The following is a 16,770-nucleotide window of genomic DNA, read 5'->3' as shown; positions in this document are numbered from 1 at the left end:
CCTGGCGATGATCGCTGTTACCGCTGCTGACAACAAGGCCGGCGCCGGCCGGCGGGGCATCCCTCAGACCTTCCCCGGCGTGCCGCGTGCCGGCACCTGCAGGCCGCTGCGGCGCAAGTCGGCCAGCAGCGCCTGCAAGGCCTGCTCGGCATCCGCTGCCAGCGCGGGCAATGGCAGCACGGGCTGCAGCGTGGCCAGCGCGGCCGGGGCCTGGCCGCTGGCCAGCTGCCAGCGCGCCTGCAGCAGCGTGGGGCGCAGCGCCAGGCTGTGGCTGGCGGCCCAGTGGCGCAGCGCCAGCGTTGCCTGGGCGGCTTGCAGCGGTTCGGCGGCGGCGCTGAGCGCGCCGTCCTTGATCAGTTGCTCGGCCAGGTCGAGTTGTAGCTGCGCGATGGCCACGCGATCCTGGGCGGGCTGGCTTTGCAGAATCTCCAGCGCTTCGCGCGCCGCGGCGAGGGCCTCGGCGCCCTTGCCCGTTGTGCGCGCCAGCAGGCGGGCGAGCTCGGCCAGATCGGCGGCGTAGAGGCTGCTGCGCCGGCCGGGATCTGTGGCGAACTGGGCCAGGTTCTGGCGCAGCAAGGCCTCGGCCTCGGCGCGGGCCGTGGCGCTGCCTGCGGCCGGCACGGCCTGCAAGGCCCGCGCCAAGGCGCTGCGGGTTTCGGCGGCAAACACGCTGGCCTCGCCGTGCACGCTGCTGCGCTGGCGCAGCACCTCGCGCAGCAGCCGCACGGCTGGCTCGACCTGGCCCTGGCCCAACAGGCACAGTGCCAGCATGTGGCGTGAGTTCAGCGTGTAGGGGTGCTCGGGGGGCAGCAGCTTGGCCTTCAGCGCCAGTGAACGCTCCAGGTACTGCTGGCCCTCGGCATAGCGCTGCTCCCGTTCGGCCAGCGCGCCCAGGCTGTGCAGGGCCGAGGCGACCTTGGCCGAGCCGGCGCCATCGGCCGCCTCGCGCACCTGCAGCGCGCGCTCGTACAGCGGCCGGGCCTCGTCGAAATGGCTGAGCTTGGTGAGCACCAGGCCCAGGGCCGCCAGCGAATCGCCGAGCAGGCTGCCATTGATCGGCCTGGCCTGCTCGCGCAGCAGCAGGGCCTGGCGGGCCAGCGGCAGCGTGCGGGCCGCCATGCCGGTGTTGACCATGGCCACCGTGGTCTCGTGCAGCAGCTCGGCCTCCACGGCGAAATTACGCTCAGGCTGCGCGCGCCGTAGGGCCAGCGCCTGTTCGAACAGGGTGATGGCCTCGGTCGAACGGCCGCTGCGCTGGTAGACCAGGCCCAGCACATGCTTGAGCTCGGCCTGCACCTGCGGCTGCGTGCCAAGATCGGCATCGACGCGGCGCCGCGCGTCGTCAACGAACTCGGCGAAGGACTTGGGCTTGCGGCCGATGATGAAAGGGTCGAAGTCCTCGAAGATGCCGATCACGACCTGGCGCACGGCCTGGGCCTTGGCGGCCTCATCCAGCGCCTGCAGCCGGGCGGCCTCGGCGCGGTCGCGCTCATGGACCAGACGCAGCGTGAAGGCCAGGCTGAGTCCGAGGGCAGCGCTGCCGGCCAGCACCCAGGGCCAGCGGCGGCGCAGCCGCTTGTAGGCCCGGTAGGCCCAGCCGCCGCTGGCGGCGTGCACCGGTTGCTGCTGCTGGTAGGCCTGCAGATCGGCCAGCAGCGCGGCGACGTTGGTGTAGCGCTGGGCCGGATCGGCGCGGCAGGCGCGGGCAATGATGGCAGCCAGCTCGGCGCGGCGGGCGGCGGGCAGCTGCCAGTAGGCCGGCAGCAGGTCGAGCAGGTCTTCCAGCAGGCGGCCCAGGCTGTAGATGTCCGACACCGCGCTGGCGGCCTCGCCGGCCTGCTGCTCGGGGCTGGCATAGCGCGGCGTCAGCGCCTGGCGGCCACCGTCGTCACGCCCGGGCAGCTGGGCGATGCCGAAGTCCAGCAGCATCGCGCGGCCCTCGTCGTCGACGAGCACATTGCCCGGCTTGATGTCGCAGTGAATGATCTGTTGCTGGTGGGCGTGGGCCACAGCGTCGCAGACCTGGCGGAACAGCGTCAGGCAGGCGTCGATGCCGGCCCCTGACGGGTCGGGCTCGGCCACGGCCCCGGCGTAGCGCTGGCGCAGCCAGGCATCGATGCGCTGACCAGCGATGTGGTCCATGACCAGAAAGGGCTGGCCGTCCGCGGTGCTGCCACCATCGATCAGGCGGGCGATATGCGGGTGCTTGAGCCGGGCCAGGATCTGCCGTTCACGGCTGAGCTGGGCCAGCGCCTCGGGGCTGCTGAAGCCGCGCAGCAGCTTGACGGCGGCGCGCTGCTCGTAATGGCCATCGCCGCGCTCGGCCAGGTAGACGGTGCCCATGCCGCCCTGGCCCAGCGGACTCTGCAGCGTCCAGGCGCCCAGCCGGCTGCCGGGCGGCAGCACCTGGGCGCGTTCGGCCTGGCTGGCGGCACTGCGTGCCATCTGCTGCACCGCCGGGGCGACGCGGGTGCTGTGCTGGGTGTCCAGGCGCAGCAGGGCCAGCACGCGCTCAGCCAGCTCCGGCGGCACCGCCTCCTGCTGCAGTCGGGCCTGCTGCTCGGCCGGATCGGTGAGGTCGCAGAGCTGGTTGAACAGGGCCTTGACCTGGCGCAGTGCCGGGTCGGGCCGAACCGGCGGCGGCTGGGTCTGGATGGTGATCACGCCTGCAGCTCGCGCCCGAGTTGCTCGGCCAGCCAGGCGCGGGCAAAGCGCAGCTCGCGGTCGACGGTGGGCACCGAGATGTCCAGCACCTCGGCGATGGCCTCGCGCTGCAGGCCGTTGAAATAGCTCATCTCCAGCACGCGGGCGCTGCGCTCGTCGTCGTGCGAGAGCTGGGTCAGCAGCGCGTCCAGCGTCAACAGGTCGGCTGCCATCGATTCCTCGCCAAATGCCTCGTCGTCCAGCGTCATCTGCACGCGCTGGCCGCCGCGCTTGTCGGCCAGGCGGGCGCGGGCATGTTCGCGCAGCACGCTGCGCATGGTCAGCGAGGCAATGGCGAAGAAGTGATCGCGGTTCTGCCAGTCGGTGGAGGCCTGCATCAGGCGCAGCATGGCCTCGTTGACGACATCGCCGCGCGTCAGCGTCAGCGGGTCGTGGCCGCGCAGCCGGGCGCCGGCCATGCGCAGGAATTCCTGGTGCACCGCGTGAGCCAGGCGCTCGAAGGCGCTGGCGTCGCCATGCTTCCAGGCCAGCAGCAAGAGGGTCAGGTCATGCCCGCTGCTGCCCGTAGAGGTGGATGGATATGCGTCCTCGTTCATTGCTGTCTTGGCCGGCCTGGCGTTGCCACCGCAAAAGCGCGTTTGCGCTTTGCGCGACTGGGCGCCGGCCAGGCCCTCCGTCCCATGCTGTTGTGCTGCGATGTTAGATGATTCAGGCGCCGCGTCGCCGGCTGGGCATCGTCATCGGCTTGGTGTATCTTGCTTGCAGATAAGCGGGCATAGACAGCCGCAAGGGAGTGGTATGGCAGGGCGGCACTGGGTGCGCCGGGGATTGGTGATGGCAGCCGCCGTTCTGGCGTGCTGGGCCATGCTCAGACCTGCACCGCTGACCGAAGCGCCTGCCCTCGATCCCGAGGCCGCCTTGCGGCAGCAGCCCCCTGGCGCTGGAATCAGATCCGGAGCTCCTGGCCCATGGGAATTGGCCGAACAGGCCAGCGCGGCGCGGCTGCGCGTGGAGCAGGGCCTGAACGAGGCGTCGCCGCTGTTGGACGGCCCGGCGGCCGAGGCGCTTGATGCCCGTTGGTGCGGCCAGGGGCACTGGCAGTTCGAACGCGAGCTGCAGCCGATCGACCCGGCCGCCGCTTCGTCAAGCCCGACCTCAGACGCCCCACACGGCAGCGATGCCGAGCCCGGCTGGGGCCGGCGCATCACCGCCTTGCGCACCGCGATTGCGCTGCGCTGGGCCGAACAGCTGCGCTTGCGGCCGGAGCCCTTGGCCCAGGCCTTGGCGGAGCTGTTGGTGGTGCGCAGTGATGCGCCGGTGGCGCAACGCGAACGGGCCGCGCAGGCATTGCTGCAGCTCAGCCTCAGCGCCGCTGATCCGGCCGCGCTGGCGGTGGCCTTGCAGCTGCCCTGCCTGGGCCCGGCCGGCTGCCAGCAGCTTGATGGTGGGCGCTGGGCCAGCATCGAGCCGGGCAATCTGCATGCCTGGCTGTGGCGGGTGCGCAGTGTCAATGGTCGCTGGGCCGGCGACGACTGGCGTGCCCAGCTCGCTGGCTTGGCGCAGGCCCGCTATGTGCGCAGCTATGCGCAGCACAGCCTGATCCAGCTGCTGCAGCTGCCGCAGACGCCACAGCCCGGCTTGCGCCAGCAGATCGAGCTGGAATTGATGCAGGCCCTGTTCTTCACCTGGACCTCACCGTCCTATGCGCCGCTGATGAATGCGTGCCAGGGCCGCAGCGAGGCAGCGGTGCGCGCGGCCTGCGAGCAGGCGGCCGAGCAACTCTGGGCCAGTGACAACATGCTGGAGCAGGGGATGGCCCTGGGCCTGGTGCGGCGCATGGCCGGGCTGGAACGCGCTAGGCCCTGGCCGGCGCGGGCCGAGCAGCTGGAGGCCATGCGACAGTGGAGCGGCGAGGTGTCGGCGCTGCAGGCCGAGGCCAGCCAGTCCTGCACCCAGCAGCCGGCCGCGCGGGCCCAGCTGCATGCGCTGGCACAGCGCGGCGAGGCCGGGGTGCTGCACGAGCAGATGCGCGAGCGCGGCATCGATCAGGCCGCCTGGGCGGCGCGCTTTCGCCAGCAGCAGCGCCGCGGCCTGCTCGATCCGCCGGTTTGAGCCCGCACGGCAGCGGGGCTCAGCCGGTGTTGCGCAGGCCGGCCGCGATGCCGTTGATCGACAGGTGGATGCCGCGCTGCACGCGTTCCAGGCTGGGGTCGGCGGCGCGCTGTTCCAGCGGGATGGCGCGGTAGCGGCGCATCAGCTCGACCTGCAGATGGTTGAGCGGGTCGATATAGGGGAAGCGGTGCTCGATCGAGCGGGCCAGTGCCGGGTTGGAGGCCAGGCGTTTGGGTTCGCCGGTGATCAGCGTCAGCGCCTCCTGCGTGCGGCGGAACTCGGCCTCGATGGCAGCGAAGATGCGCTTGCCCAGGCGCTTGTCCTCGACCAGATCGACATAGCGCTGGGCCAGGCCCAGATCGGTCTTGGCCAGCACCATGTCCAGATTGGACAGCAGGGCCTGGAAGAAGGGCCATTGCTTGAGCATGCGGCGCAAGAGGGTCAGGTTTTGCGCGCGCTGGGCCGGGTCTTGCGTCAGGAAGGCCTCGACACCGGAGCCGAAGCCGGCCCAGCCGGGTAGCGCCACACGGGCCTGGCCCCAGCTGAAGCCCCAGGGAATGGCGCGCAGGTCTTCGATGGCCCGGGTGGCCTTGCGCGAGGCCGGCCGCGAGCCGATGTTCAGCTCGGCAATTTCGCGGATCGGCGTGGCGGCAAAGAAGTAGTCGGCAAAGCCCTTGGTGTCGTAGACCAGGCCGCGGTAGGCGGCGAAGCTGGCGTCCGAGAGCTGCTGCGCGGCGGCCAGAAAGGCCTTGGGCGCGCTCTTGGTCGGGTGCAGCAGCGTGGCTTCCAGCGTGGCCGCGACCAGGGTCTCCAGATTGCGCCGGCCGATCTCGGGATTGGCGTATTTGGAGGCGATCACCTCGCCCTGTTCGGTCAGGCGGATCTGGCCGTTTACCGTGCCCGGCGGCTGGGCCAGGATGGCCTGGTAGCTCGGGCCGCCGCCACGGCCGACGGTGCCGCCGCGGCCGTGGAACAGGCGCAGGCTGATGCCGTGCTCGGCCTTCAGCGCGGTGAACAGGTCCACCAGCGCGATCTCGGCGCGGTAGAGCTCCCAGGAGCTGGTGAACATGCCGCCGTCCTTGTTGGAGTCGGAGTAGCCCAGCATGATGTCCTGCTCGCCGACATTGCCAACCCCGGAGCGCTGGATCAGCGCCGCGATGCCAGGCAGGGCGTAGAAGGCGGCCATGATGGCCGGCGCCTCGCGCAGATCGCCAATCGTTTCGAACAGCGGCGAGACGATCACATCGCTGATGGCCTCGCCGTCCAGCGTGCCGCGCAGCAGGCCGGCTTCCTTCAGCAGCAGCATCACCTCAAGCAGATCGCTGACCGACTCGGTGTGCGAAATGATGTAGTGGCGGATCGCCTCGCGGCCAAAGCGTTGCAGCGCCTCGCGGGCGGCGCTGAAGATGGCCAGCTCGGATTCGGCCCGCTCGCTGTAGACCGCGCCGATCACGCGCAGCGGCCGGGCGTCGTTGAGCAATTGCAGCAAGAGTGAGCGGCGCTCGGCTTCACTCAGCGCGCTGTAGTCGGGCGTGATGCGGGCGGCGGCCAGCAGCTCGGCAATCACCGCTTCGTGTTGGTCCGAGCTCTGGCGCAGGTCCAGCGTGGCGAGGTGGAAGCCGAACACCTGGATGGCGCGCTGCAGCGGCTTGAGCCGCGGCGCGATCAGGGCCTCGGCATGATGGCTCTTCAGCGAGGCCTCGATGGTGCGCAGATCGGCCAGCAGCTCTTCCGGGCTCAGGTAGGGGTCTTGCGGCGCCACCGCGTGACGCAGCGCCTCGGTACCGGTCAGCGCGTGCAGCGTGGCGGCCAGACGCGCGTACATGCCGGTCAGCGCGCGGCGGTAGGGCTCGTCCATGCGGTGTTCGTTGCGGTCCGGGCTGCGCTCGGCCAGGGCCTGCATCGCCGGGCTGACCTGGGCCAGCCGCGCCGAGATCGACAGCTCGGCGCCCAGCTCATGCAGCTCGGTCAGGTAATGGCGCAGCGCCACCTCGCTCTGGCGCTTGAGCGCATGGCGCAAGGTGGTGGCGGTGACGTTGGGATTGCCATCACGGTCGCCGCCTATCCAGTGGCCCATGCGCAGAAAGCTGTTCAGCTCATGGCCGGGCAGGGCCTCTTCCAGCTCGGCGTAGAGGCGTGGAATCTGGCGCAGAAAGGTCGCGTGGTAGTAGGACAGCGCGTTCTCGATCTCGTCGGCTACGGTCAGCTTGGAGTAGCGCAGCATCCGGGTCTGCCAGAGCTGGGTGATGCGGGCGCGGATCAGGCCCTCGTTGTCGCGCCGCTCGCGCTCGGTGTGCAGCCGTTCACGTTGTTCCACCAACTCGGCGATGGCGCGTTCGGCGTCCAGAATGCTTTTGCGCTGCACCTCGGTCGGGTGCGCGGTCAGCACCGGCGAGATGAAGCCATGCTGCAGCGTCTTGGCCACCTCGTTGGGCCGCACGCCGGCCTCATGCAGGCGCTCCATGCAGTAGGCCAGCGAGCCGGCCTGCAGGCTGCCGGCGCGCTCGTGGATCTCGCGGCGGCGCACATGGTGGCGATCCTCGGCAATATTGGCCAGATGCGAGAAATAGCTGAAGGCACGGATCACGCTGACCGCCTGCTCGCCGGACAGGCTCTTGAGCTGCTTGTCAAAGGCCTTGCCGGCCTGTGCATCGGCCTTGTGGCGGTAGGCCACCGAAAGCTTGCGGATGCGCTCGATCAGCTCGTAGGACTCACGACCTTCCTGCTCGCGGATCACCTCGCCGAGGATGCGGCCCAGCAGGCGGATGTCGTCCATCAGCGGCTGGTTCTTGTCCAGCACCTGCTGGCGCGCAGTGGGCTTGCTGGCGCTGGTGGCTTTGGCGGTTGGGCGGCGGGCGGAGGCGGGTCGGGCAGGCATGGTCGGTCCGTTGGGCTGGTGCGGGTGATGCGGGGGGAGGACTGGCACGATCTCGCCCTGTGAAGGGCGCGGTAACCGGCGCGGCATCGAAATGAGGCTGTAACCAAGTTACTTGATTTCGACTTTACCAGTTTCTTTGACGGTCGCGTAGCGGGCCTGCGACAGCACTGCGCTAGCATGCCGCCATGACTGAAAAAATCGTGATTGCGACGCGCGAAAGCCGCCTCGCACTGTGGCAGGCCGAGCATGTCAAGGCACTGCTGGAAGACAAGCTGCAAGCCCAGGTCGAACTGCTGGGCATGACCACCCGCGGCGACCAGATCCTCGATCGCACGCTGTCCAAGGTCGGCGGCAAGGGCCTCTTCGTCAAGGAGCTGGAGACCGCCCTGGCCGAGGGGCGGGCCCGGCTGGCGGTGCACTCGCTGAAGGATGTGCCCATGGATCTGCCCGAGGGCTTTGCGCTGGTGGCCATCCTGGAACGCGAAGATCCGCGCGATGCCTTTGTGTCCAATCGCTATGAGAATTTCGAGGCGCTGCCGCAGGGCGCGCTGGTCGGCACCTCCAGCCTGCGCCGGGTCGTGCAGCTGAAGAATCTGCGGCCCGATCTGCGCATCGAGCCGCTGCGCGGCAATCTGGACACCCGTCTGCGCAAGCTCGACGAAGGCGGCTACGACGCCATCGTGCTGGCCGCAGCCGGCCTGATGCGGCTGGGCCTGGCCGAGCGCATTCGCAGCCGTTTCGACGTCGAGCAGATGATTCCCTGTGCCGGGCAGGGCGCCTTGGGCCTGGAGATTCGCGCCGATGATGCCGCGCTGCAGCAGCATTTGGCCGGCTTGATCGACACGCCGACCTGGCTCGCCACCCAGGCCGAGCGGGCGGTGTCGCGTGCACTGGGCGGCAGCTGCAGCATGCCGCTGGCGGCGCATGGCCGTTGGCACGGTGAGCAACTGACGCTGCAAGTGGCGCTGGGTCATCCGGAAGAGAACGCAAAGCCCTTGCTGAAGCAGACGCTGCAGGCCACCGTGACCCAGCTGGACCAGGCCTTGGCCTTGGGCCAGCAGGCCGCCGAGGCCCTGCGCGCCCTCGGTGCGGCGGACTATCTGGCCGCGACTTGAGCCCAGGCCCGACGCCCTCTGGCTCCACGCTGCTGCTGACCCGGCCGCGCCAGCAGGCCGCCGACTGGCTGCAACGCCTGGCCGCCCTCGGTGTGCAGGCGCACGCACTGCCGCTGCTGGAGATTGCGCCGGCGCTTGATCCGGGACCAGCGCTGGAAGGCTGGCGGCGGCTGCCCGAGGCGGCGCTGGCGATGTTCGTCAGCCCCAATGCGGTCGAGCAGTTCTTCGCCCTGCGGCCCGCGCAGCGGCGCTGGCCGGCGCAAACGCTGGCGGCCACCGTCGGCCCCGGCAGCGCCCAGGCCTTGTTGGCGCAAGGCGTGCCGCAGGCCTTGCTGCGCCAGCCGCCGGCCGACGCGGCCAGCCTGGATTCGGAACATCTCTGGCCGCTGCTTGAGCCGCTGGACTGGCAGGGCCGGCTGGCCCTGGTGCTGCGCGGCGAGGGCGGGCGCGATTGGCTGGCCGAGCGCTTGCGTGAACGCGGCGCCGAGGTGCTGCAGCTTTCGGTCTACCGGCGCGGCTGCCCGCAGCTCTCGGCCGAGGAAGCCGGCTTGCTGGCGGCAGCGGTGGCGGCGCCGGGGCAGCATGTCTGGCTGTTCAGCAGCTCGGAGGCCGCCGGCCATCTGCGCCAGCTGGCACCGGCCGCGGAGTGGTCAGCGGCGCGCGCCATTGCCACCCACCCGCGCATTGCCGACAGCGTGCGCCAGCTGGGCTTTGGCCATGTGGTTTTGGCGCGACCGGATGCACAGGCAATTGCCAATGCGCTGTCGAGGCTCTAAGGGTCGACCCTAGAATCGCCGCACTGTGAGCGACATCCCCAACACCCCCATTTCCCCTGTGCCAGCGCTTGAAGCGGCACCCACTGTGGCAACGGCCGGCACCGAGGCGGCGGCATCGCCGCGCGGCCTGTCGGCGCATGTCTGGCCGATCACCGCGGCCGTGCTGGCGCTGTGCAGCCTGAGCGCCCTGGGGCTGGCCTGGATGGGCAACAGCCGGCTGCAGGCGCTGGAGCAGGAGCTGGTGCGCCGCCAGGCCAGCAGCCAGGGCGATGCCAGCGAAGCCCGTGCCGCGGCGCGCCAGGCGCAAGACCTGACCCGCGACACCGCGGCCAAGGTCGCGTTGCTTGATGCGCGGCTGGCTGAGGTCGCGCTGCAGCGCGGTCAGCTGGAAGAGCTGATGCAGGCGCTGAGCCGTTCGCGCGATGAGAACGTCGTCGGCGATGTCGACGCGGCGATCCGCGTCGCCCTGCAGCAGACCACGATCACCGGCAGTGCCGAGCCGCTGGTGGCCGCCTTGCGCCAGGCTGATGAGCGGCTGGCCCGCCACAAGCAGCCGCGCCTGGAAGGTGTGCGTCGCGCGGTGGTGCGCGATCTGGATCGTGTCAAGGCGGTCAGTGTCATCGATGTGGCCACGCTGGCGATCAAGCTCGACGAGGTGGTGCGCCTGCTCGACGAGTTGCCGCTGCTGTCGGCCGCCGACAAGAGCAGCGAGCTGGCCGCGCTGCGCCAGGCCCGCGCCGAGAAACCGGCGGCCAAGCCGGCGCCCAAGGCTGAGGCCGACGAGGGCTGGCAGGCCTGGCTGAATGCGGCGCAGACGCGCTGGAGCGACACCGCCGGCCAGGTCTGGCAGGAGGCCAAGTCGCTGCTGCGCGTGACCCGCATCAACCAGCCGGAGGCGATGCTGATCGCGCCCGAGCAGAGCTATTTCCTGCGCGAGAACTTGAAGCTGCGCCTGCTCAATGCACGGCTGGCGCTGATGAGCCGGCAGTTCGACACCGCGCAGTCCGATCTGCGCGACACGCTGAACATGCTGGACCGCTACTTCGATGGCCGCTCGCGCAAGGTGGTGGCGGCCAGCGAGTTGCTGCGCCAGGTGCAGGGGCAGGCCCGCCAGGTGGTGGTGCCGCGCCCGGACGATACGCTGGCGGCCCTGGCCGCCGCGGGCCGCTGATTCGGAGCGCCGACAACGATGCGCACCGTGATCTGGTTGGTTCTCCTGTTCGCCGTGGCCGTTGTGGCTGCGCTGACGCTGGGCAGCAATGACGGCCTGGCGAGCTTCTACTGGAATGGCTGGCGGCTGGACCTGTCGCTGAACCTGTTCCTGCTGCTCTTGATTGGCGGCTGCTTCGCGCTGGTGACGCTGATTCAGACGCTGGACTCGCTGATCAGCCTGCCGCGGCGGGCGCGCGAATGGCGGCTGTCGCAGCGCGAGCGCAGTGCCCAGCTGGCGTTGCGCGAAGGGCTGGCTGATTTCTTTGGCGCTCGCTACAGCCGGGCCCAGAAGGCGGTGCAGCGCGCGCTGGCCATCCAGTCGCAGACGGCCGATCTGGCCGAAGACGCCGGCTTCATGGCCCTGGCCCATCTGCTGGCCGCGCAAAGCGCCCATCGCTTGCAGGACAAGCAGCGCCGCGACGAGCAGCTGCGCCTGGCCCTGGAGCTGGCCCAGCGCTCCCCGCAGGCCAAGGCCCAGGAAGAGGGCGCCCGCTTGCTGGCCGCCGAATGGGCCCTGGACGACCGCGATGCCCTGCGCGCGCTCGACCTGCTGGCCCAGATGGGGCCAGGTGTTGCCCGCCGCACCCAGGCCTTGCGCCTGAAGCTGCAGGCGGCTCGGCTGGCCAAGCAGCCGCTGGAGGCGCTGCGCACCGCGCGGCTGCTGGCCAAGCACCAGGGCTTCTCGCGGGTCGCTGCGCAGGGCCTGCTGCGCTCGCTTGCCTTCGAGGCCCTGGAAGGCGCGCGCGATCTCGATCAGCTGCGCCAGACCTGGCAGCAGCTGGACAGCGCTGATCGCAAGGATGTTTTCGTTGCTGCCCGTGCCGGGCAATGCGCGGCGGCCCTGGGCGCGCCCGAGGATGGTCGCGGCTGGATGCGCCCCTTCTGGGACAGCTTGAACGAGCTGTCCAGCGACGAACGTTCGACGCTGGCCGATGCGCTGGTGCTGTGCGTTATCGGCATCGGCCCTGAATGGCTGCAGCGTCTGGAGCAGGCGATGCAGCGCTTTCCGCGCGATCACCACCTGGCCTATGCACTGGGCCATGTGCTGGCCGAGCGCCAGCTGTGGGGCAAGGCCAGGGCCATGCTGGAGCAGGTCTGTGAAGACCGCAGCGTCAGCCTGGCCGCGCGGCGGCGCAGCTGGCTGAAGCTGGCCGAGCTCGCCGCGCAGGATGGCGATCTCGAACGCCGGGCGCGCTGCCACGAGGCCGCGGCCACGCTGCAGGCCTGAGTGCCGGTGGCCAGCTCGGCGCGGTGCTGCCGCTGCAAATCAGTGGCTGCGGCGCGCCGGCACTTGGCAGCTGGCCGGACTCGGATAGGCCATGAGCTCGTGGCCATCAAGCATGGGTGGGTCTAATCTTGAGCTGCTGGACGGCGCCAGCAAGCGCCTGAGCACTGCGCGAAGGTTTTTCAAAGAAACTACTTGAATTTCCAAAGAGAGCGGAAATCTCGTGTTATAGTCTTATCTTTCAGCGGCTGTAGCTCAGTTGGATAGAGTACTTGGCTACGAACCAAGGGGTCGTGGGTTCGAATCCTGCCAGCCGCACCAAACAGTGAAGGGTCAGTGCCAGACACTGACCCTTTTGCTTTCACCGAGAGAGGGCTCAGGCTCTCGCATCGTGGTCTGCAAGGGTGTTGATGACACCGCGCCGTATGGATCATCGGAAACTGAAAAAATCGAGCCGAAGCTTGTGCAAGCCGTAAAAAGCATGTTATAGTCTAAGGCTCTTGGCGGCTGTAGCTCAGTTGGATAGAGTACTTGGCTACGAACCAAGGGGTCGTGGGTTCGAATCCTGCCAGCCGCACCAAAATAAAAAGAAATGCCTGAAGGCCTGTGAGCAATCACGGGCCTTTTTGCTTTGCGCGCCGCACTTTGCATGCGCGGTGCGCCTTTGTTTCTGCCGGCGCAACGTCCTCAAGCTGGGCCCGTCCGCCGCCGGCGCCGCAATGCCTCCGGGCTCAGCCCATGCTGCCTGGCGCAGGCGCGCTGCAGCGCATCGGTGGAGCCAAAGCCGCACAGCTGGGCAATCTTCTCCTGGGGCCAATCGTTGTCGGCGAGCAGGCTGCAGGCACGGTCGAGTCGGGCCTGTGCGACAAAGCGGGCCGGGCTCAGCCCGGTCTGCTGGCGAAAGGCGCGGCTGAATTGGCGCTCGCTCATGCAGGCCCGGGCGGCGAGTGCCGGCACCGACAGGTCGGCCTGCAGATGCTGGACCAGCCAGGCCAGCAGCTCGCGGATGCGCTGGCCCGCCTGGGCCTGGGCGGCCAGTGCCGGGCTGAGCTGCGGATCGCTGCCGCCGCGCAGCATGAAGAGCGCCAGCTGTCGGGCGATGCTGACGGCGACCGTGCGGCCCAGATCGGCTTCGATCAGCGCCAGTGTCAGGTCCAGCCCGGTGCTGACCCCGGCCGAGGTCCAGACCGGCCCGTCGTGAACGAAGATGCGTTCGCGCAGCACGTCGGTGCGCGGCGACAGCTCGGCCAGCAGATCGCAGGCATGCCAGTGGGTGGTGGCCCGACGGCCATCAAGCAGGCCGGCTGCGGCCAGCGCGAAGGCGCCCGTGCAGATGCTGGCGACGCGACGCAGCCGCGGTGCGGCCCGCGCCAACCAGGCGCCGAGCCCCTGTTCGATGATGGCGTGGCGCAGTGCCGCTTCGTCGCCACCGGCGATCAGCAGGGTATCGAGCTGCAACTGCTCGGGCTCGAGCGCCGAAAGCGCCTCGCTGGCCGCCAGCTGCAGGCCGGCATTGGTCGTGACCAGGCCGCCGGTCGGCGACAGCAGCCTGACCCGGTAGGCACCGGGCACCAGCTCGGCGGCCTTGGCAAAGGCGCTCGCCGGGGCGGCGACGTCCAGGGCTTCGACGCCGTCAAAGATGATCAGGCCAATCTCGCGCGTCGCGACGCTGGCCGAATCTGCGGTTCGGATGTCCTTGTGACTCAAGACGGTGCTTTCTATGCTGCGCTCCATGATTCAAGACGAGGAGAGGGCGGGAATGGACAGCAGTTGGCGCTACTTTGGAATATTGTTGGTGCTGCTGGCATGCGGTCTGTTGGTGGGCGCGCGGGCTGCCGACGAGCCGAACCCAGCGACGCAGAGCAGCCCGTCAGCGGGGCAGAGTGTCGCCGAATTGCTCCCCTCGCGACTGCCGCCCGGGCGTCGCGCCATCGTGGCGGTGCTGGCCTTGAACGAGGGCACGGAAACGACGGACTTTCTGGTGCCGCATGCGCTGCTGAAACGCTCGGGCGTGGCCGATGTCGAGGCGGTCGCGCTGCGGCGTGGGCCGGTCGAGCTGATGCCGGCCTTGCGTATCGCCATTGAGCAGGACCTGCAGGATTTTGATCGCCGTTATCCGGCCGGTGCCGACATCGTCATCGTGCCCGCCCTGCATGACGATGCCGAGCCGCAGGTGCTGGCCTGGCTGCGTCAGCAGGCCGCGCGCGGTGCGCTGATGGTTGGCATTTGCTCGGGCACGCGGGTGCTGGGGCAGGCCGGCTTGCTGGAGGGACGGAGCTTCACCGGCCACTGGTTTGACCGCGACAGCCTGCTGCGCCGCCACCGTGGCGCCATGCACATGCCGGACCGCCGTTTCTGGCGCGATGGGCCGGTGCTCAGTACCACCGGTGTCAGTGCGTCGCTGACGGTCAGCATCGCGCTGGTCGAAGCGCTGGGCGGGCGCGAACGCGCCGCGCCACTGGCCGCCGAACTGGGGCTTGCCGATTGGAGTGAGAGGCACAACAGTGCGCCGTTCGGCCTGCGTCAATCGCCCTTGCTGACGGTGGCGGCGAACTGGCTGATGCGTTGGCGGCATGAAAGCCTGCAGCTGCCGGTTGAGCCCGGTAGTGACGACGTCACTGTGGCCCTGATCGCCGACGCCTGGTCACGCAGCTATCGCAGCGAGGTGCAGGCCGTGGCGCTCAATGGCGCACCCCAAGCCTTGCGTCTGCGTAGCGGCATACAGCTGCTGGCGGCGCAGCCGCAGGGCGGCCAGAACGATGGCCGGTGGCTGCGCTGGCACGACGGTAAGCCGGTGGCACAGCTGCGTGAGCAGCTCTGCATGATCGAGGCCCGCTATGGGGCCGCGACCCGACGTTGGGTCGCCATGCAGATGGAGGACGAGTCGGGCTTGAACCTCGACTGCGCGTACCAGCACGTGGCTACCCTGCAAGCGCGCTGAAGCCTGCCGGGCAGCCAGCGCTTGAAGCGCTCAGCGTGGCTCAGCGTGGTGAGGGCACGCGCCCCGTGCGGTCAACGCAGCCAACTCGGCCAGCACCGCCTCGGTATCCTGGCCGGGCTCCGGCGCGGGCCGCGCCGGCGGCCCCGGTGTACGCGAGAAGCGGGGCGCGCTGGCCGGTTGGCACTGGCCCTGGACCTCGACGAAGTTGCCACGTGCCCGCTGATGGGCGTGCTTAGCAGCTTCGTCCAGGCTGAGCACCGGCGCCACACAGGCCTCGCTGCCTTCGAGCATGACGGCCCATTCATCACGGCTGCGCTCCTTGAGCCGCGCTGCGACCCGCGCACGCAGCGCCGGCCACTGGCGGCTGTCGTACTGGCTGTCCGGGTCGACATCGCTGAGCTCCAGGCGCAGCAGCAGCTCGCGATAGAAGGCCGGCTCGATCGCGCCCAGGCTCAGATAGCGGCCATCGGCGCACTCAAAGCTGTCGTAGAACGGCGAGCTGTGCAGGAAGAAATTGCGCTCGGGCGCGTCGTCCCACTGGCCTTGGCCGCGCAGCGCATGGACGAGGCTGCCGAGCAGTCCGGCGCCATCGACCATGGCCGCGTCTATGGTCTGGCCGCGGCCCGAGCGCTGCCGCTCGATCAGCGCGGCCAACAGGCCTAAGGCCAGAAACATCGCACCGCCGGCCATATCGCCGAGCAGCGTGGCGGGCACCGTGGGCGCCGCACCGGGGCGGGCCGACAAGGACAGCAGGCCGGTCAGCGCGAGGTAGTTGATGTCATGGCCGGCGGCCTGGGCCAGCGGCCCCGTCTGACCCCAGCCGGTGACGCGGCCATAGATCAGGCCGGGATGGCTGGCTTCAAAGCTCTCGGGGCCCAGGCCCAGCCGCTCCATCACGCCGGGGCGCAGGCCCTCGATCAGCGCATCGGCACTGAGGATCAGCTGCCGCGCGGTGGCCAAATCGTCGGCCTGTTTCAGATCCAGGCAGATCGAGCGCTTGCCGCGGTTCATGGCGCCGCCACCGCCGAGGCTGCGCTGGGCCGCCGGACGCTCGACGACGATCACCTCGGCGCCCAGGTCGGCCAGCAGCATGCCGCACATCGGCCCGGGGCCGATGCCGGCGAACTCGATCACTCTTGTGCCTGTCAGACAGCCCATGGCCCTTGCGCCTCGTCGTCACGATGGATGGCGACACAATACACGGCATGAGCAAGGCATTCACCAAGGAAAGCGAGCAGGACGACGATGACGAGGTCGGCCTGCCGGCATTGCCGCAGGGCACCCGCAACTACATGACGCCGGAGGGCTATGCGCGGCTGCGTGCCGAGTTCATGGAATTGCTCGATGTCGAGCGGCCCAAGATCGTCGAGATCGTGTCCTGGGCGGCCAAGAACGGCGATCGTTCCGAGAATGGCGACTATCTCTACGGCAAGAAGCGCCTGCGTGAGATTGACCGGCGGCTGCGCTTTCTGACCAAGCGCCTGGACATCGCCGAGGTGGCCGATCCCAGCATCCACCATGGCAGCGACCAGATCTTCTTCGGCGCCACCGTGACCTATGCGACCGCCAAGGGCGAGGAGCGGACGATCACGATCAAGGGCATCGACGAATCCGACAGCCTGGCCGGCGAAGTCAGCTGGATCTCACCGATCGCCCGCGTGCTGCTCAAGGCCCGCGAAGGCGATGAGCTGCAGCTTTTGACGCCTGGTGGCGTCGAGCAGATCGAGGTGCTGGAAGTCCGCTATCCGGCACCGAAGGCCTAGTTTGAATTCAATGACTCTGCCTTGTTCGCCGGGCCGCCCCAAGAACAAGGCGAGCCGCTGAAGGCGAGGGCTCCTCGTCGTCAG

At 69.4% G+C, this 16,770-nt stretch carries 12 protein-coding genes and 2 tRNA genes; 9 read left to right on the top strand and 5 right to left on the bottom strand.

Annotated features, from left to right (window positions below; translation table 11 throughout):
- Positions 1 to 63: 63 nt before the first annotated feature.
- On the bottom strand, positions 64 to 2,664 hold the full coding sequence (locus RQP53_RS03920) for a serine/threonine-protein kinase (RefSeq protein WP_315648752.1): 2,601 nt from the start codon (positions 2,662 to 2,664) through the stop codon (positions 64 to 66).
- A complete protein-coding gene (locus RQP53_RS03915) occupies positions 2,661 to 3,260 on the bottom strand; it encodes an ECF-type sigma factor (protein WP_315648750.1) in 600 nt (199 codons plus the stop codon). The genes RQP53_RS03920 and RQP53_RS03915 overlap by 4 nt, the downstream gene beginning before the upstream one ends.
- Positions 3,261 to 3,498: 238 nt before the next feature.
- Here RQP53_RS03915 and RQP53_RS03910 point away from each other — a divergent pair, with 238 nt between their 5' ends.
- Complete coding sequence (locus RQP53_RS03910; protein ID WP_315648749.1) at positions 3,499 to 4,776, top strand: hypothetical protein; 1,278 nt, start codon at positions 3,499 to 3,501, stop codon at positions 4,774 to 4,776.
- A 19-nt stretch (positions 4,777 to 4,795) separates the two neighbouring features.
- On the opposite strand, the gene ppc is transcribed toward RQP53_RS03910, so the two are convergent.
- Complete coding sequence (gene ppc, locus RQP53_RS03905) at positions 4,796 to 7,654, bottom strand: phosphoenolpyruvate carboxylase (protein ID WP_315648748.1); 2,859 nt, start codon at positions 7,652 to 7,654, stop codon at positions 4,796 to 4,798.
- Positions 7,655 to 7,839: 185 nt separating this feature from the next.
- Here ppc and hemC point away from each other — a divergent pair, with 185 nt between their 5' ends.
- The 6 genes from hemC (at position 7,840) to RQP53_RS03875 (ending at position 12,562) form a co-directional block, all read left to right on the top strand.
- Entirely contained in the window at positions 7,840 to 8,769 is a 930-nt protein-coding gene (gene hemC, locus RQP53_RS03900) for a hydroxymethylbilane synthase (RefSeq protein WP_315648746.1), read from the top strand.
- A complete protein-coding gene (locus RQP53_RS03895) occupies positions 8,766 to 9,545 on the top strand; it encodes a uroporphyrinogen-III synthase (RefSeq protein WP_315648745.1) in 780 nt (259 codons plus the stop codon). Before hemC ends, RQP53_RS03895 begins: the two co-directional genes overlap by 4 nt.
- Before the next feature lie 58 nt (positions 9,546 to 9,603).
- A complete protein-coding gene (locus tag RQP53_RS03890) occupies positions 9,604 to 10,716 on the top strand; it encodes a uroporphyrinogen-III C-methyltransferase (RefSeq protein WP_315648743.1) in 1,113 nt (370 codons plus the stop codon).
- A gap of 18 nt (positions 10,717 to 10,734) precedes the next feature.
- Positions 10,735 to 11,985 (top strand): heme biosynthesis HemY N-terminal domain-containing protein, encoded by a 1,251-nt coding sequence (locus RQP53_RS03885; protein WP_315648741.1) that lies wholly within the window; start codon positions 10,735 to 10,737, stop codon positions 11,983 to 11,985.
- Between the two features lie 241 nt (positions 11,986 to 12,226).
- Positions 12,227 to 12,303, top strand: a tRNA-Arg gene (locus RQP53_RS03880).
- A gap of 182 nt (positions 12,304 to 12,485) precedes the next feature.
- Positions 12,486 to 12,562, top strand: a tRNA-Arg gene (locus RQP53_RS03875).
- 107 nt (positions 12,563 to 12,669) lie between these two features.
- Here RQP53_RS03875 and RQP53_RS03870 read toward each other — a convergent pair.
- Complete coding sequence (locus RQP53_RS03870) at positions 12,670 to 13,689, bottom strand: GlxA family transcriptional regulator (protein WP_315648739.1); 1,020 nt, start codon at positions 13,687 to 13,689, stop codon at positions 12,670 to 12,672.
- A 52-nt stretch (positions 13,690 to 13,741) separates the two neighbouring features.
- On the opposite strand from RQP53_RS03870, the gene RQP53_RS03865 reads away from it, so the two are divergent.
- Positions 13,742 to 14,923: a DJ-1/PfpI family protein gene (locus RQP53_RS03865; protein WP_315648738.1), complete on the top strand. Its 1,182-nt coding sequence runs from the start codon at positions 13,742 to 13,744 to the stop codon at positions 14,921 to 14,923.
- A 30-nt stretch (positions 14,924 to 14,953) separates the two neighbouring features.
- On the opposite strand, the gene RQP53_RS03860 is transcribed toward RQP53_RS03865, so the two are convergent.
- Positions 14,954 to 16,081 carry a CaiB/BaiF CoA transferase family protein gene (locus RQP53_RS03860; RefSeq protein ID WP_315648737.1) on the bottom strand — a complete coding sequence of 376 codons (1,128 nt, stop codon included), beginning with the start codon at positions 16,079 to 16,081 and terminating at the stop codon, positions 14,954 to 14,956.
- 47 nt (positions 16,082 to 16,128) lie between these two features.
- Here RQP53_RS03860 and greB point away from each other — a divergent pair, with 47 nt between their 5' ends.
- Complete coding sequence (greB, locus tag RQP53_RS03855; RefSeq protein WP_315648735.1) at positions 16,129 to 16,686, top strand: transcription elongation factor GreB; 558 nt, start codon at positions 16,129 to 16,131, stop codon at positions 16,684 to 16,686.
- The last annotated feature ends 84 nt before the right edge of the window (positions 16,687 to 16,770 follow it).

Source organism: Roseateles aquae (assembly GCF_032337115.1).
Taxonomy (GTDB): domain Bacteria; phylum Pseudomonadota; class Gammaproteobacteria; order Burkholderiales; family Burkholderiaceae_C; genus Roseateles_C; species Roseateles_C aquae.
The sequence above is the reverse complement of the archived record's forward strand: the minus strand, read 5'-3'. Positions and strand labels throughout refer to the sequence as shown.

Bases quoted from the DNA above. Each gene is read 5' to 3' on its own strand.
- RQP53_RS03915 (WP_315648750.1), bottom strand. From the start codon at position 3,260: ATGAACGAGGACGCATATCCATCCACCTCTACGGGCAGCAGCGGGCAT.
- RQP53_RS03910 (WP_315648749.1), top strand. From the start codon at position 3,499: ATGGCAGCCGCCGTTCTGGCGTGCTGGGCCATGCTCAGACCTGCACCG.
- ppc (WP_315648748.1), bottom strand. From the start codon at position 7,654: ATGCCTGCCCGACCCGCCTCCGCCCGCCGCCCAACCGCCAAAGCCACC.
- hemC (WP_315648746.1), top strand. From the start codon at position 7,840: ATGACTGAAAAAATCGTGATTGCGACGCGCGAAAGCCGCCTCGCACTG.
- RQP53_RS03885 (WP_315648741.1), top strand. From the start codon at position 10,735: ATGCGCACCGTGATCTGGTTGGTTCTCCTGTTCGCCGTGGCCGTTGTG.
- RQP53_RS03865 (WP_315648738.1), top strand. From the start codon at position 13,742: ATGGACAGCAGTTGGCGCTACTTTGGAATATTGTTGGTGCTGCTGGCA.
- RQP53_RS03860 (WP_315648737.1), bottom strand. From the start codon at position 16,081: ATGGGCTGTCTGACAGGCACAAGAGTGATCGAGTTCGCCGGCATCGGC.
- greB (WP_315648735.1), top strand. From the start codon at position 16,129: ATGAGCAAGGCATTCACCAAGGAAAGCGAGCAGGACGACGATGACGAG.